The organism is Catenulispora sp. GP43, assembly GCF_041260665.1.
Lineage (GTDB): Bacteria > Actinomycetota > Actinomycetes > Streptomycetales > Catenulisporaceae > Catenulispora.
Window position 1 is genome coordinate 74,925 of the sequence record NZ_JBGCCT010000027.1, and the last position, 15,264, is coordinate 90,188.

Annotated in this window: 15 protein-coding genes and 1 tRNA gene; 5 read left to right on the top strand and 11 right to left on the bottom strand. The window is 70.8% G+C overall.

Annotated features, from left to right (window positions below; all coding sequences use genetic code 11):
* Nucleotides 1–92 precede the first annotated feature (92 nt).
* From ABH926_RS39530 to ABH926_RS39570, 9 genes are all read right to left on the bottom strand, one after another.
* Nucleotides 93–506, bottom strand: coding sequence for a TIGR03668 family PPOX class F420-dependent oxidoreductase (locus tag ABH926_RS39530; RefSeq protein WP_370371221.1), 414 nt, complete (start codon nucleotides 504–506; stop codon nucleotides 93–95).
* A 76-nt stretch (nucleotides 507–582) separates the two neighbouring features.
* On the bottom strand, nucleotides 583–1,221 hold the full coding sequence (locus ABH926_RS39535; protein ID WP_370371331.1) for a maleylpyruvate isomerase N-terminal domain-containing protein: 639 nt from the start codon (nucleotides 1,219–1,221) through the stop codon (nucleotides 583–585).
* A gap of 85 nt (nucleotides 1,222–1,306) precedes the next feature.
* A complete protein-coding gene (locus ABH926_RS39540; RefSeq protein ID WP_370371223.1) occupies nucleotides 1,307–1,942 on the bottom strand; it encodes a response regulator in 636 nt (211 codons plus the stop codon).
* Nucleotides 1,935–3,224 (bottom strand): sensor histidine kinase, encoded by a 1,290-nt coding sequence (locus ABH926_RS39545; protein WP_370371225.1) that lies wholly within the window; start codon nucleotides 3,222–3,224, stop codon nucleotides 1,935–1,937. The genes ABH926_RS39540 and ABH926_RS39545 overlap by 8 nt, the downstream gene beginning before the upstream one ends.
* A complete protein-coding gene (locus ABH926_RS39550) occupies nucleotides 3,221–4,102 on the bottom strand; it encodes an ABC transporter permease (RefSeq protein WP_370371226.1) in 882 nt (293 codons plus the stop codon). The genes ABH926_RS39545 and ABH926_RS39550 overlap by 4 nt, the downstream gene beginning before the upstream one ends.
* The gene (locus ABH926_RS39555) at nucleotides 4,099–4,953 is read right to left on the bottom strand and encodes an ABC transporter ATP-binding protein (protein WP_370371228.1); all 855 of its coding nucleotides are present in this window, start codon (nucleotides 4,951–4,953) and stop codon (nucleotides 4,099–4,101) included. The genes ABH926_RS39550 and ABH926_RS39555 overlap by 4 nt, the downstream gene beginning before the upstream one ends.
* A gap of 80 nt (nucleotides 4,954–5,033) precedes the next feature.
* Nucleotides 5,034–6,065, bottom strand: coding sequence for a mechanosensitive ion channel family protein (locus ABH926_RS39560; protein ID WP_370371229.1), 1,032 nt, complete (start codon nucleotides 6,063–6,065; stop codon nucleotides 5,034–5,036).
* 53 nt (nucleotides 6,066–6,118) lie between these two features.
* Entirely contained in the window at nucleotides 6,119–7,048 is a 930-nt protein-coding gene (locus ABH926_RS39565; RefSeq protein ID WP_370371230.1) for an LLM class F420-dependent oxidoreductase, read from the bottom strand.
* Between the two features lie 5 nt (nucleotides 7,049–7,053).
* Nucleotides 7,054–9,213, bottom strand: coding sequence for a prolyl oligopeptidase family protein (locus ABH926_RS39570; RefSeq protein WP_370371232.1), 2,160 nt, complete (start codon nucleotides 9,211–9,213; stop codon nucleotides 7,054–7,056).
* Between the two features lie 263 nt (nucleotides 9,214–9,476).
* On the opposite strand from ABH926_RS39570, the gene ABH926_RS39575 reads away from it, so the two are divergent.
* From ABH926_RS39575 to ABH926_RS39585, 3 genes are all read left to right on the top strand, one after another.
* The gene (locus ABH926_RS39575) at nucleotides 9,477–10,019 is read left to right on the top strand and encodes an HNH endonuclease (protein WP_015795894.1); all 543 of its coding nucleotides are present in this window, start codon (nucleotides 9,477–9,479) and stop codon (nucleotides 10,017–10,019) included.
* 120 nt (nucleotides 10,020–10,139) lie between these two features.
* Nucleotides 10,140–10,553 carry a hypothetical protein gene (locus tag ABH926_RS39580; RefSeq protein WP_370371235.1) on the top strand — a complete coding sequence of 138 codons (414 nt, stop codon included), beginning with the start codon at nucleotides 10,140–10,142 and terminating at the stop codon, nucleotides 10,551–10,553.
* Nucleotides 10,540–10,929: a DUF5130 family protein gene (locus ABH926_RS39585; protein ID WP_370371236.1), complete on the top strand. Its 390-nt coding sequence runs from the start codon at nucleotides 10,540–10,542 to the stop codon at nucleotides 10,927–10,929. Before ABH926_RS39580 ends, ABH926_RS39585 begins: the two co-directional genes overlap by 14 nt.
* Nucleotides 10,930–11,040: 111 nt before the next feature.
* On the opposite strand, the gene pepN is transcribed toward ABH926_RS39585, so the two are convergent.
* Entirely contained in the window at nucleotides 11,041–13,617 is a 2,577-nt protein-coding gene (gene pepN / locus ABH926_RS39590) for an aminopeptidase N (RefSeq protein ID WP_370371238.1), read from the bottom strand.
* Nucleotides 13,618–13,730: 113 nt separating this feature from the next.
* Here pepN and ABH926_RS39595 point away from each other — a divergent pair, with 113 nt between their 5' ends.
* Both ABH926_RS39595 and ABH926_RS39600 read left to right on the top strand, forming a co-directional pair.
* A complete protein-coding gene (locus tag ABH926_RS39595) occupies nucleotides 13,731–14,366 on the top strand; it encodes a disulfide bond formation protein DsbA (RefSeq protein ID WP_370371240.1) in 636 nt (211 codons plus the stop codon).
* 143 nt (nucleotides 14,367–14,509) lie between these two features.
* Nucleotides 14,510–14,583: transfer RNA gene (locus tag ABH926_RS39600), tRNA-Pro, on the top strand.
* Between the two features lie 65 nt (nucleotides 14,584–14,648).
* Here ABH926_RS39600 and ABH926_RS39605 read toward each other — a convergent pair.
* Nucleotides 14,649–15,215, bottom strand: coding sequence for a hypothetical protein (locus ABH926_RS39605; protein WP_370371242.1), 567 nt, complete (start codon nucleotides 15,213–15,215; stop codon nucleotides 14,649–14,651).
* Nucleotides 15,216–15,264 lie beyond the last annotated feature (49 nt).

Below are 15,264 nucleotides of genomic sequence, written 5' to 3' on the forward strand. Positions count from 1 at the left end.
CGGCATTCTCCTCCCCGCTCCCTCGTGCCGGTCGGCAACTATTAGGAAAGTTTACTAACGAAAAGGGAGGGTAGCGGTCCCGTCCCCGCTCGTCAAGAGTCTTCCCGCCGGGCGGCCCAGCCCGACCACTTCGCGACCGCCACTTCCACCGCGGGCCCCTGCGGGGGCGTCGCGCGGTACTGCGGGTACTTCCGCTGGAACGCGGTCAGTACCTCCGGCGCCAGAGGGCTGACGCGGGCGGTGCCGTCGGCGCGGGCCCACCACAAGGCGTTCCAGTCGGCGTCGTAGTGCTCCGCCAATAAGCAGACGTGCGGGTTCGCCGCGATGTTCCGCAACCGCTTCAGATCGGTGCTGCGCTTGGGCTTGTGGTCCACCACGAGGGCCAGGCCGGCACCGGCCTCGGCGAAGACTACCGGCACCAGATGAGGGACGCCTGAGGCGTCCGCGGTGGCCAGGATCGCGTGCGGCTGCCGCAGGAAGAGGGCGCGGGCTTGTTCGGGGGTCATGGCTCCGAGGGTAGGCAGGGTCCTGCGGGCGGCGCGGTCAGCGCGCCGCCCGGCCGCCCCCGGTCCCGGAACGGGGCTAGAGCGCGGAGATCGAAGCCGGAGCGCGTTCGCTGCGGCTCAGCGCGCGCAGGACGTCGGTCGCGCCGTGCCGGCGCAGGGCGATGCGGGACAGCAGGTCCACGACCGTCTCGACGGCGCGGGCCGGGAACTCCGGCGTCGGCAGTCCGACGCTGTAGGCGAGGTCGTCGGAGTGGACGATCAACTCCAGCATCCGGCTGGTCACGAAGTCGTCGAGGGTGATCGACCACGGACCCCAGGTGGGGCGGCGCACCAGGCGGTCCGGTGCGGCCGGCAGGACGGTGCCCAACCCCTCGACGCACGCGGCGACCCGGGCGGCCAGAGCGGCCGGCCCGTCGGCTGCCTCCTGCTCGCCACCGGACCGGATGGCTTGGTTGAACGGCGTGTCGAGGTCCGAGCCGATCCAGCTGACCTGTTCGTAGTACTCGTGGATCGAGATGGCGGGTTCGGCGGGTACCGGCTCGGCCAGCACCGCGGGGATGAAGAAGACCTGCCCGGCCAGATGGCCTGCCAGCCCCTGGACGCTGAGCTTCGCCAGGGCCGATGGCTTGTCCCAGCCTTCTGCGACCTCTGGTGCGGCCAACAGCTTCGCTGCCGTGTCCGCCACGCTCAGGTAGAGATCCCTTGTCTGTGCCACCGTTGTCTGTGCCACCGTGCTGTCCCCAATCGCCGTCGCCGAGTTCCTGCGCGGTCAACCTCGCGGCGGGGGCGGGGCATTCCCCTCACAGCAGGCCCTGGGCCATCGCCTTCGTCACCGCCGCGGTGCGGTCGTCCACGCCGAGCTTGCCGAACACCCGGACCAGGTGGGTCTTCACCGTGGCCTCGCTGATGAACAGCTCGCGGCCGATCTCGGCGTTCGCCAGGCCGCGGGCGACCAGCGCCAGCACCTCGCGCTCGCGCGGGGTCAGCGGCGGCGCGGCGGGCGTGCGCATGCGGCTGACGAGCTTGGCGGCCACCGCCGGGGCCAGGACCGTCTCGCCGCGGGCGGCCAGCCGCACCGCCTCGGCCAGGTCCGCGCGCGGGGTGTCCTTCAGCAGGTAGCCGGTGGCCCCGGCCTCGACCGCCCGGACGATGTCGGCGTCGGTGTCGTAGGTGGTCAGGATCAGCACCTTGACGGCCGGGGCCGCGGCGGCCAGCCGGGCGGTGGCCTCGACCCCGTCCACGCCGGCCATCCGCAGGTCCATCAGCACCACGTCCGGAGCCAGCTCCAGGGCCAGGCGCACGGCCTCGGCCCCGTCGGCGGCCTCGGCCACCACCTCCAGGTCCGGCTCGGCGGCCAGCATGCCGGTCAGCCCGGCGCGGACCACCGGGTGGTCGTCCACGATCAGGACACGGAGATTCCCGTCCCGCTCACTCATAGGGCACCTCCGCCTCGACGCGCGTCCCGGCACCGGGCGCGCTGGTGATCGTCAGCTCGCCGCCCACCTGCTCGACGCGCTCGCGCATGGAGCGCATGCCGAACCCGTCGCAGGGCGCCGCCGGCATCCCGACGCCGTCGTCCTCCACGGCCAGCGTCAGCCGGTCGGCGCCGTAGGTCAGCCACACCGTGGCCGACGCAGCCTGCGCGTGTTTGCGGATGTTGGCCAGCGCCTCCTGCGCCACCCGCAGTGTCACGACCTGCACGGTGGCGGTCAGTGTCCGCGGGGTCCCGCCGATGTCGACCGCGGTGGTCATGCCCAGTTCCTCGCCGATCCGGGCCGCCGCGCGCCGCAGGGCCGCGTCCAGCGGGAGTCCGGCGGTCGGGTCGCCGCCGATGAGGGCCCTGGCCTCGGCCAGGTTCTCCCGGGCGGAGCGGGCGGCCAGGTCCAGCCGCTCCCGGGTGGTCGCGGGGTCGGTGTCCAGCGTCGCCTCGGCGGCCTGGATCAGCATCAGCAGGCTGGTGAAGCCCTGGGCGAGGGTGTCGTGGATCTCCCGGGCCAGCCGTTCGCGCTCCTCGCGCACGCCGGCCTCGTGGTGGGCCCGCTCCAGCTCGGCCCGGGTGGCCTCCAGCTCGCGGATCAGCGCGCCGCGCCGGTCGTGGTCGTTCAGCATCTCGCCGAAGAAGACCCCGATGAACAGGTTGAAGAACAGCGCGGCGCCGGCCGTCAGCCCCCAGGCGGCCGCGCTGCCGCCGGTGAGGCCGTCGCGCAGGGCGATCGGCAGGGTCAGGACCGCGGAGGCCACGGCCAGGAGCAGGATGCCCCGGGTCCGGAAACCGGTCAGCGGCGAGAACTGGGACAACACGACGCTGGCCAAGAAGACCAGGCTGATGTCGGCCCACACCAGGGCGAAGCACAGCGTGCACACGATCGCCAGGTGGTAGTACACGGCGCGCGGGCTGCCGCGGTCGAGCAGCCAGCGGTGCTGGAGCAGCAGGTAGGACGCCGACATCCCGGCGAGCGCGAAGTACAGCCAGACCGGCTTGTGCTCGATCGCGACCAGCAGGACCCCGACGGCCAGGCCGAAGTGCCATCCGATGGCCCACCACCGCGCGATGCGCTTCCAGGACTCGAAGGAGTCGCGGGCGTCCTGGGCGATGGTGTCGCTGACGGCGGAAGCGCCGGCGGCCGGCTTTTCGGCCGGGCCGCTGCACGCCGGGGTGCCGGACGCCGGGGCGTCGGACGGGCCCGCGGGCCCGTCCGACGTGTCGGGCTCGATCACCCGTCGTCCCTTCCCCGCCACGTGAACGTCTTCAGGCACAGGACCAAGCCGATCACACACCAGCCCGCCAGCACCAGGGCAAGCCGCTCGTGTTCCCAGGACCGGGCCGGTTCGGCGTACTTGAACGAGTCCGGCAGGAACACCGAGCGCATCCCCTGGCACAGCCACTTGATGGGGAACGCCGCCCCGATCTCCTGGACCGCCTTGGGCAACTGCGAGAACAAGATGAACACCCCCGAGATGAACTGCAACACCATGATCGGCAGCCAGACGATCGCGCCGCCGTTCTCGGAGCGGATGAGCCCGCTCATCCCGATGCCCAGCAGGCTGCAGGCGGTGCAGCCGAGGATCAGCACCCAGGCGAAGGTGAACCAGCGCTCCGGCGAGGTCGGCAGGCTCAGCCCCATCACCGTCACCCCGACCAGCAGCATCACCGCGACCTGAGCGAGCGTCGCGGCCAGCACCGAGGCGACCTTGCCCAGGAAGTACGACGCGGCCGGCATCGGCGTGGTCCGCAGCCGCTTGAGCGCCTTGGTGTGGCGCTCCCCGGCCACCTGGTACGCCAGGTTCTGCAGCGCGCCGTTGATGACGCACATACCGATCATCCCGGTCGCGTAGACCTGCTGGTACGTCGCGTCCGTCCCCTCGATCCGCCCCCGGAAGATCGACCCGAACAGCAGCAGCATCACCACCGGCACCGCGAAGGTGTAGATCAGCAGGCCGGTGTTGCGGGTCAGCTGCACCACCTCCACGGCCATCCGCACCCGCCCGATCCGCCACACCTCGCGCAGCGTGGCACGCTGTCGTTCCAAGGCCTCAGTCGTCCCCTCCGCGGCCCCCGCCGTCTCGACTGTCTGCCCTGTCGCCATCGCGCTCATCGCGAACTCTCCTCCCGCGCCCCGATCAGCCCCAGGTAGATGTCCTCCAGCGACGGCCGCACCACCGACAGCCCCGGGATCTCGCCCCGGAACAGCGTCGACAGCTCAGCGACGAACCGCGTCGGCTCCGAGGTGCGCTGCTCGCAGCGGTGGCCGTCCTCCTCCCAGGTCACGATCGCCTCGGCCCGGTCCCGGCCGCCGAGCCGGTCCGGCGCGTTCACCTCGACCAGCCGGCCCTCGGCCAGCACGCCGACCCGGTCGGCCAGCGCCTCGGCCTCCTCCAGGTAGTGCGTGGTGAGCAGGATCGTGGTCCCGGCGGTGCGCAGCGAGCGGATCAGCTCCCAGAACTGCCGGCGGGCGGCCGGGTCGAACCCGGTCGTCGGCTCGTCCAGGAACAGCAGCTCCGGGCCGCCGATGATGCCCAGGGCCACGTCCAGCCGCCGCCGCTGCCCGCCGGACAACCGCGAGGTGAGGGTGCGGGTCTGCTCGGTGAGCCCGACGGCCGCGATCACCTCGTCCGGGTCGCGGGGGGCCGGGTAGTAGGCGCCGAACTGCCGCACGGCCTCCCCGACCCGCAGCATGGTGAAGTCCTTGGCCTCCTGCAGCACGACCCCGATCCGGGCCCGCCACCGGTGGTCCGCCCGGGCCGGGTCCACGCCCAGCACCGACACCTCGCCCGCGTCGCGCCCCCGAAGCCCCTCCAGGATCTCCACGGCGGTGCTCTTGCCCGCGCCGTTCGGTCCCAGCAGCGCGAAGACCTCGCCGGCGGCGACGTCCAGATCGACGCCGGCGAGCGCCGCGGCGTCCCCGTAGTTCTTGCGCAGTCCCCTGACGCGCAGTGCTGTGGTCATGCCTCCACAGTGCCCGCCGGGGCGGTCCGGACATGAGGTGCTACCGGTTGAATCCGGGGGTCAACCGGTCGATGGACCCCTCAGGGGTTGCGCCCCGTTTGAGCAGGGACGGCGTCCTCGACGCCGCTGCTCCCGGAGGCCGCGGGCAGGCCGACCTTCACCCCGGCCTCGTCGAAGGCCGCGAGCAGCCGGTACCGCAGCTCCCGCGCGACCTCGGAGCTGGTGCGCGGGGCGGTGCGCATGCTGACGCGCATCATCATGTGGTCGCCCTCGATGGACTCGATGCCCGCGATGGTCGGCGCCTCGGACAGGAAGCTGGCCTTCCACATCGGGTCCTCGAACAGCTGGTGCGCGGTCTCGACCATGATGTCGCTGACCCGCGAGGGGTTCTCGGTGTACGAGACCGGGACGTCCACGATGGCGCGCGCGTGCCCCTGCGACTGGTTGCCGACCCGCTTGATGGTGCCGTTGCGCACGTACCAGACCACGCCGTCGGGGTCGCGCAGCTGCGTGATCCGCAGGCCCACGTCCTCCACGGTGCCCTTGGCGACGCCGGCGTCGATGAAGTCGCCGACCCCGTACTGGTCCTCCATGATCATGAAGATCCCGGCCAGCAGGTCGGTCACCACGTCGCGGGCGCCGAAGCCGACCGCCACCGACAGGCCGCCGACCGAGGCCAGCAGCGGCCCGGTGGGGATGTGCAGCTGTTGGACGATCATCAGCGTCGCGATGATCATGATGGTCACGCTGGCGATGCTGCCCAGGACGCCGCCGAGGGCGCGGGTGCGCTGCATCCGCCGCTCGGCGCCCATGAGGAGCCCGGACTCCAGGAACCGCCCCGGCTTGGACTCGGCGCGCATCGCGGCCTTCTCGATGGTCCGGCGGATGAAGGTCCGGGTGACCTTCCGCAGGATCATCGCCACGACGATGATCGACACGATCGTGATCGTGTCGGAGACGATGACGCTGGTGTGGTTGCTGAACCAGTTGCCCACGTGTTCCGCCTTCGTGCTCAGCGACCCGGTCGGATCGGTCGACGGAGCGCTGGAGGAGCCGGCACCGGGCGTGGACGGCGGCTTGTGCGCTGCGGCGAGGATGGAAGCTGCGGACACTTGGTTCAGGGCCTCACGGGGTCATCAAGAAGACGTATGAAAACATCGCCAGATTAGAGGATCCGCGCGGCCGGAAAAACTTCGCTCGCGATGAGCTCCAGCTGGTCCAGGTCGTCGAGGTCGAAAGTGCGCAGGTAGACGCGCCGGGTTCCGATCGCGTGATATTCGCCAAGTTTTTCGAGAAGTCGACCCGGCGTCAGCCGCAGCACCATCTGGTTCGCCGCGGTCTTGCGCGCTATCGCCTCGGCGCGCCGCTCGATCTCCGCGTCGGTCCGTCCGCAGGCCACGACCATGGTCACCGACAGAGTCAGGGTGTCCGGATCGCGCCCGACCGCCTCGCAGGCTTCCCGCACCCGGACATAGCTGTCCGCGACCTGGTCCGAGGGCCGGAAGTTCGAGTTGTACTCCGAGGCGTAGGTCGCGGCCAGGCGCGGCGTCCGCTGCGGACCCCGGCCGCCGACGATGATCGGCGGATGCGGGCTCTGCGCGGGCTTGGGGAGCGCGGGGGAGTCGGTGAGCTCGTAGTGCTCGCCCTTGAACGAGTACCTCTGCCCGGCCGGCGTGCTCCAGAGCCCCTTGACGATCTGGAGCTGCTCCTCGAGCAGGTCGAACCTGCGGTCCGGGAACGGGATCCCGTACGCGGCGTGCTCGGCCGCGTCCCAGCCGGTGCCCAGGCCCAGCTCGACCCGGCCGCCGGACATCTGGTCCACCTGCGCCACCTGGATCGCCAGCGGCCCCGGGAGGCGGAACGTCACCGGCGTCACGAGCGAGCCCAGGCGTATGCGCCGCGTCTCCCGTGCGAGTCCGGCCAGCGTCGTCCAGCAGTCGGTGGGACCCGGCAGCCCGTCCGCGACTCCGCCGGCCCGGTAGTGGTCGGAGCGGAAGAAGCCGTCGTAGCCGAGGTCTTCGGCGGCGCGGGCGACCCGCAGCAGGGTGTCGTAGGAGGCACCCTGCTGCGGTTCCGTGAGTACTCGAAGATCCATAAGGGTCAGACTGGCACGCCGGTCGGCGTCACTTCCAGTCCCAGCTCCGCGGCCATGAAGCCCCACATATCGGCGTATACCCCCACGGTTTTGGAGACGCTGCGGGCGGCGTGTCCGGCCTCGCGCTCCGCGCGGAACAGCACCGGCTTCTCGGCGATCGGCGCCGAGGTGGCGTGCTGGAGGGCGGCGGCGAGCTTGCGGGCGTGCAGCGGGTCGACGCGGCTGTCGCTGTCGAAGACGGCGAACAGCGTGGCCGGGTACGCGGTGCCCTCGTGCACGTTGTGATACGGGGAGTAGGCGATCAGCCACCCGAACTGCTCGGGGTCCTCGACCGTGCCGTACTCCTCGTTCCACGTGACGCCGAGGCCGTGCTGCTCGTAGCGGATCATGTCCAGCAGCGGCGCCCAGCACAGCACGGCCGCGTACTTCTCAGGGTGCTGGGTCAGCGCCACGCCGACCAGCAGCCCGCCGTTGGAGCCGCCGAAGATCCCGAGCTGCGCGCGCGTGGTGACGCCGTCGTCGACCAGCCAGTCGCCGGCGGCGTGGAAGTCGTCGTAGACGTTCTGCTTGTTCTCCATCATCCCGGCGCGGTGCCACTCCTCGCCCTCCTCGGAGCCGCCGCGCAGGTTCGCGACCGCGTAGGCGCCGCCGGCCTCGACCCAGGCCAGGATCCGCGGGCTGTAGACCGGGGTCATGGAGATGTTGAAGCCGCCGTAGCCGTAGAGGATGGTCGGCTTCGGGCCCGTGGCGCCCTCTGCGCCCTCTGCAGCCCCTGCGTCGTCCTGGCCGGCTTCGATGACGAACATCCGGATCGCGGTGCCGTCCTTGGACGTGTACGTGACCTGCCGCGTGCGGACCTGCGGGAGCTCGACCTCGGCCGGCGGCCGCTCCCACAGGGTGGTCAGGCCGGCGCGGGCGTCGAAGTGGTGGATCTGCAGCGGGGTGGTGTAGTCGGTGTAGCCGAACCAGAGCTCGTGCCCGCCCCCGGGGCGGGTGGTCAGCCCGGCCAGCGTGCCCAGGCCCGGCAGCGGGATCTCGCCGACCTTCTCGCCGGTGCGGGCGTCGTGCAGCGCCAGCTCGCCGACCGCGTGCCGGGTGCGGGCCACGGCCAGCAGCGGCCGTTCCAATTCTGGGCCGTCCAGCAGCGCGAAGGAGTTCAGAACCGCGTCCGGGTCCTCGGGGACCAGGTCGCGCCAGTTCTCGTAGGCGAGCTCGCCGGCCGGGGCCACGCAGATCCGGCCGCGCGGGGCGTCCCGGTCGGTCCACAGCAGGACGCTGCCGGTCAGCGGGGAGTCGGCGTCGCAGATCTCGACCGAGGTCAGGTTGTCCTGGCCGACCTGGACCGGGACCAGTTCGGGGCACTCGTGGGAGCTCGCGGCCAGGTCGGCGACGTACACGTCGTTGCGCGGCGCGGTCCCGGCGTGGGTGTCGATCTCCAGCCAGCGGCCGTCGCGGGTCACCGAGACCCCGTAATAGCTGGTCTTCGGTTTGCCGGCGCCGAAGATCTCGACGTCCTCGACGTCCGGGTCGGTCCCCACCTTGTGCAGCTGCACGCGCCGGTGGAACTGCTCTTCCCCTTCGGGAACGGTGTCGGGGTGCGGCTTGCGGACGTAGTAGTAGGCCTCGCCGCCGGGCAGCCAGGCCACCGGGGTGTACCGCGCGCGGGTGATCGGGCCCTCGATGCGGTCCAGGGTGTCGACGTCGATCACGTAGAGGACGGACTCCTCGGTCCCGGCCTCCGAGACCAGGTAGGCCAGGCGGTCGCCCTCCTTCGACGGCTGCCAGCCGTCCAGGGTCGTGGTGCCGGACGGATCGAGCGCCACCGGGTCGAGCAGCACCCGCTCGGTGCCGTCGGCCTCGATCACGAGCAGCACCGCGTGCTCCTGGCTCGGCAGCCGCCGCGTCAGGAAGCGGCGTCCGCCGCGCCACGTCGGCGCCGAGACGTCGCCGGTGCCCATCAGCGCGGCCAGCCGCGCGGCGAATCCGGAGGTGGCCGGCCAGCCCGCGCGGGCCTCGGCCAGCAGGGAGTCCTGGGCCGCGCCCCAGGCTTCGGTCCGCGGGTCCTTCGGGTCCTCCAGCCAGCGGTAAGGATCGGGGACGTCGCGGCCATGCAGGTGATCGGCCACAGTGAGACGTTCGGCCTGCGGGTATGCAAAGGACGACATGCCTCAGAAGACTATGTGTTGTGGACGATCTGCGTTAACCCTCTCGTGACACATGATTTTGAAGATGTGCGTGAAATCTGGTAGCGCGGGAACCACAACAGCGGACAGACTGGATCTACCCGTGAACCGATCCGCGGATACGCACTCCGACGTGCGCTGATGTGTCAGCTGAGGCATCGGCCGCCCGCCGGGTGCGCTGTAAGCGGGCCGGGAACGTTAGCTCCGGCGCGAGCCACGCGTCGGACTCGGTCAGGAGGCCACCAGTGCCGCACGCACTTCTTTTGAACGCTTCGTATGAGCCGTTATGCGTCGTGAGCCAACGCCGCGCAGTGGTTCTGATCCTCAGCGACAAGGCCGTCACCCTTGAGGGATCCGGCGACCTGCTCCACGCGGCCACCTGGTCGATGCCCGCGCCCTCGGTGATCCGGCTCACCCGCTACATCAGGGTGCCGAACCGCCGGGCGGTGCCCCTGACACGCCGTGCCATCTTCGCTCGCGACGGCGGCCGGTGTGTCTACTGCGACGCGCCCGCGACCAGCATCGACCATGTGATCCCGCGTTCGCGCGGCGGACAGCACGCCTGGGACAACGTCGTCTCGGCCTGCCGCCGCTGCAACCACGTGAAGGCGGACCGTCCGCTGCCGGACCTGGGGTGGCGCATGCGCCGGGCCCCGGCACAGCCGGCCGGTTCGGCTTGGCGGATCTTGTCCTCAGGAAGACAGGACCCGCGCTGGTCGCCTTATCTGGAGGCGTACGGCGGGGAGCCTAAAGGGCTCGGGGTGGACGGAGCCTTCGCGGCCGCCTGACCTGAATCTCTTTGAGCACCGACCCGCGAATTGCAGTACAGAAAGCCAGAGGCCGCTCCCGGTTCGCCGGGGGCGGCCCCTGCTTTTCAGGCGTGAGGCCACGTCAGATACCGTGGAGACGTGAAACCACCGACCACCCCCGAAGCGCGGACGCGCCGGGCGTTGCGTACGGCGACCCTCGGCTCGCTGGCGGCGGTGCCCCTGCTGCTGGCGTCCCCGGCGTTCGCCCTGCACAGGGACGCGGGCGACGACCCGGGCCCCGGCATGTCCGCCGTCGCCACCATCCTCGTGTACATCGGCATCCCGGCTGCGATCTTCTGCATCATCGCGCTGCTGGTGCTCGCCCCGTCGATCGCCCGCGGCAACCGCTACCGGCCGCACCAGCTCAGCTGGTGGGCCGCGCCGGTCTGGTTCGGCGGCCCGCGCGACGAGCACGGCGAGGCCGCCGGCCGCGCGCTGACCGGGACCTCGCTGAAGGAGCTCACGGCCTACTCCGAGGCCCAGACCGAGGGAGGCGCCAGTGCCCGCTGGTGACGCTTTCAGCGCCCGTCAGGAGCAGGACATCGCCAAGGCGATCGCCACCGCCGAGCAGCAGACCGGCCTGAAGTTCTCGGTCTACGTCGGCTCCGTCGAGGGCGACCTGCACGCCCAGTCGGTGCGGCTGCACCGGCAGCTGGCCGAGGCCGACCGCTCCGTGCTGGTCGTCGTCGACCCGCGCCGCAACCAGCTGCAGATCGTCACCGGCGTGGACGCCAAGCGCCGTGTCGACGATCGCGCGGCCGGCCTGGCCGCGGCCGCCATGGCCTCCACGTTCGCCCTCGGCGACCTGGCCGGCGGGATCGTCAACGGCCTGGGCTCGCTGATGGAGCACGCGATGAAGGCCCCGGTGCTGCACGCCGGGCAGCCGTAACCGCAGGAACCACCGCACAGCGAAGCGGCCCGGGCGATGTCCGCCCGGGCCGCTTCAGTCTTTCCGACCCGGTCCGGCCTCTCGTCCCCGAGATGCCGGACCGGTCTGTTCTCAGGCCGCGGAGCGGTCCTTCTCCTGCGCCTTCAGGCAGCGCCCGACGGTGTCCGCGGACTCCACGACCAGCCGCCGCAGCGCCGGGACCGGCTGCGCCGAGTCCAGGAACGCCTGCGTGGCCTCCAGCGTGCCCTGCTCGATCACGAACGTCGGGTACAGGCCGGTCGCGATCTGCGTGGCGATCTCGTGGGTGCGGGAGTCCCAGGCGCCCTCGACCGAGGCGAAGTACTTCGCGACGTAGGGCTTCAGCAGTTCCTCGCGCTTGTCGGCCGGGACCGACTGGAAGCCGCCGATGACCGAGGCCACGGTGTGGTTGGCCAGGGTGTCCCCGTCCACCACCGATGCCCACGCCTCGGCCTTGGCCTCGGCGGTCGGCCGGGCGGCGCGGGCCTGGAGGGCGTAGCGCTCGCCGGTGGCGGTCTTGTCGCGCTCCAGCTCGGCCTCGATCTCCGGGACGTCCGCCTTGCCGCCGACCACCAGGGCCATCAGCAGGGTCCAGCGCAGCTCGGTGTCGACCGTCAGGCCCTCCAGGGTCTGGGAGCCGTCCAGCAGGGCGGCCACGTAGGCCAGCTGCTCGTCGGTCAGCGCGGCGCCGGCGAAGGAGCGGACCCAGGCGAGCTGGAAGTCCGAGCCGGGCTCGGCGGCCTTCAGGTGCTCCCAGGAGGCGTCGGCCAGCAGCGCCTGGCCGGTCGGGCGCCACGCCGGGTCGGCGAACAGCTCCACCGCGGACTTGGCCTGCCGCTGCAGCAGCTGCGCCACGCCGATGTCGGACTCCCGGCCGATGCCACTCAACACCAGCTTGAGGTAGTCGCGCGCGGCCAGCTCGGCGTTGCGCAGCATGTCCCAGGCAGCGCCCCAGCACAGGGTCCGCGGCAGGGACTCGGCGAAATCACCGACATGGTCCACCAGCGTCGCCATCGAATGCTCGTCCAGGCGGATCTTGGCGTAGGTGAGGTCGTCGTCGTTGAGCAGCACCAGCGCCGGGCGGGCCTTGCCGACCAGGTCGGCCACGTCGGTGCGGGCGCCGGTGACGTCCAGCTCCACCCGGTCGGTACGCACCAGCGCGCCCTCGACCATGTTGTACAAACCGATCGCCAAACGGTGCGGACGCAGCGTCGGGAACTGCTCGGAGAAGCCCTCCTGCTCAACGGCGAAGGAGGTGAAGTTGCCCGCGTCATCGACCTCATACACCGGCCGCAGCGTGTTCGGACCGGCGGTCTCCAGCCAAGCCTTCGCCCACTCCTTCAGGTCGCGCCCGGAGGTCTCCTCCAGCGCGCCGAGCAGGTCGGCCAGGGTGGTGTTGCCCCACTCGTGGCGGTTGAAGTAGGCGCGGACGCCCTCGAAGAAGTGGTCGTCGCCGACCCAGGCCACCAGCTGCTTCAGGACCGAGGCGCCCTTGGCGTACGTGATGCCGTCGAAGTTGACCATCACATCCTCGAGGTCGCTGATCTCCGCGACGATCGGGTGCGTGCTGGGCAGCTGGTCCTGGCGGTAGCCCCAGGACTTCTCGCCGTTGGCGAAGGTGGTCCAGGCGTCCTTGAAGCGGGTCGCGGCGGACTGCGCGTAGAACGAGGTGAAGGTGGCGAACGACTCGTTCAGCCACAGGTCGTTCCACCACTGCATGGTGACCAGGTCACCGAACCACATGTGGGCCATCTCATGCAGGATGACCTCGGCGCGCTGCTCGTAGGCGGCGTCGGTGACCTTCGACCGGAAGATCATCTCCTCGCGGAAGGTGACACAGCCCGCGTTCTCCATCGCGCCGGCGTTGAACTCCGGCACGAACAGCTGGTCGTACTTCGCGAACGGGTAGTCGCGGTCGAACTTCTCGGTGAAGAAGTCGAAGCCCTGCCGGGTGACCTCGAAGATCTCCTCCGGACGCAGGTACTCGGCCAGCGAGGTCCGCACCGCCACCGCCAGCGGGATCTTCTGCCCGCGCTTGGTGGTGTGCTCCGAGCGCGCGACGTGGTACTTCCCGCCGACCAGCGCGGTGATGTACGACGAGATCCGCGGGGTCGGCTCGAAGACCCACACGGCCGTGCCGTCCCCGTTCGGCTCGGCGGCCGGGGTGGGGGAGTTGGAGAAGATCTGCCAGGAGTCCGGGCCCTGGACGGTGAAGGCGAAGGTGGCCTTCAGGTCGGGCTGCTCGAACGCGGCGAACACCCGTCGCGAGTCCGGGACCTCGAACTGCGTGTACAGATAGGCCTCGCCGTCCACCGGGTCGATCATCCGGTGCAGACCCTCGCCGGTGTTCATGTAGGCGCAGTCGGCGACGACCCGCAGCTCGTTGTCCGCCTGGAGGTTCGCCAGCGTGATCCGGCTGTCCTTGAAGGCCTCGGCCGGGTCCACCGCCTTCCCGTTCAGCGTGATCTCCCGCACTCCGGGGGCGATCAGGTCGATGAACGTGGACGCGCCCGGGGTGTTCGCCCGGAACCGCACCGTCGTGGCCGATGGGTAGGTCTTCGCCTCCGGATCGGAGGCGTTCGACCAGTCCAGGCTCACCTCGTAGGACTGGACGTCCAGCAGCGCCGCGCGCTCCTGGGCTTCTTCGCGGGTCAGATTAGTACCGGGCACCCTTGCACGGCTCCTTGTCGCTTTGAATCGAGTTGTCGCCATCGATCCTTGCACGATCGCCCTGGCGGGCGCCTCCGGGATTAGCCGCAGGTCCGATGGTGTTGGGTTGGGGCATGAGCTCTCCTACCCCCGAAACGGCGGTCCCGCGCGCCGTGGCCGACTTCTGGTTCGACCCGCTGTGCCCCTGGGCCTGGATGACGTCCCGCTGGATGCTGGAGGTCGAGAAGACCCGTCCGGTGGACGTGCGCTGGCACGTCATGTCGCTGTCGGTGCTCAACGAGCACCGCGAGGACCTGCCGGAGAAGTACCGCGACCTGATGGACGCAGGTTGGGGCCCAGTCCGCGTGGTGACGGCCGCGCAGCAGGAGCACGGTGACGAGTACGTGCTGCCGCTGTACACGGCGCTGGGCACCCGGCACCACCCCGGCGGTCGCGAGTACACCCGCGAGGTGATCATCGAGGCGCTGGAGGAGGTCGGCCTGCCGGCCTCGCTGGCCGACGCCGCCGACACCGACCGCTACGACGAGGCGCTGCGCAAGTCGCACTCCGAGGGCATAACCCTGGTCGGCCAGGACGTCGGCACCCCAGTGGTGGCGGTGAACGGCGTGGCCTTCTTCGGCCCGGTCGTGACCCCGGCGCCGAAGGGCGAGGACGCGGGCAAGCTGTGGGACGGTTGCGTGCTGGTGGCGTCCACGCCCGGGTTCTTCGAGCTCAAGCGGACCCGGACTCAGGACCCGATCTTCGACTGAGCGGGACACGCTATAGAGGTGTGCTCAGGCGGGGACCGCTAATACGGTCCCCGTCCCTGTCGCTGTCCCTGTCGCCGTCCGCTCAGCGCGGAAAGCGTCAGGACTGAGGGACTACCGCAGTGCTAACCTGCTGTCGCGAGGACCGGGATGTGGCGCAGCTTGGTAGCGCGCGTGCTTTGGGGGCACGATGTCGCAGGTTCAAATCCTGTCATCCCGACATGACGCAGAAGGCCCGGTGACCTGACGGTCCCGGGCCTTCGCCATATATCGCCGTGTCCCCCATCACCAGTCACGCGGCCGCGAAACGTCCCGGGCGCGCATCGCCTTCGCCGGACCCAGGCGGTTCGCGGAGGGGGAGCCGCCGTCGTAGAGGGAGCGTTCGCCGCGGTTCTCGGCCTTGGCGTCCCCGCGACCGCGGGGTTTCTGCTGTCCGGGGTTCGGTCCGGGAGTCCGGTCCCGGGTGTTCTGGGCTTCGGGGGGCCTGGCCGGCTTCGCTTCGCTGACGCGGGACTGCGTCGAGGTGTGCGCCTGCGCCTGTTGTCCCTGTGCCTGTCCCTGGGCCTGTTGCCCCTGCGACTCCTGAGCTTCTTGAGCTCCCTGCATTCCCTGGGGCTGCATTCCCTGGGCCCGCTGTCCTTGGGGCTGCTGTCCCTGGGGTCGCTGCGCCGGCGGCTGGGGGACGGCCCGTCGTGCCTCGCTCATACCCGGAGGCGTCCGCGGCGGTGCGGGCTTGGGTCGCGCCGTGGGCACGATCCTCGTCTCCGGCTGCGGGCGTCGGCTGTGGCGCGGGTTCGCGCCGAGGTCTCCGGGCTTGGGGCCGCCCTTGCGGCCGAGGCTCTCAATGGTCATCAGGCTGCCGCCTTCGTCGTGATCCGGTGTCGGTGGGGACGGGTAGTGT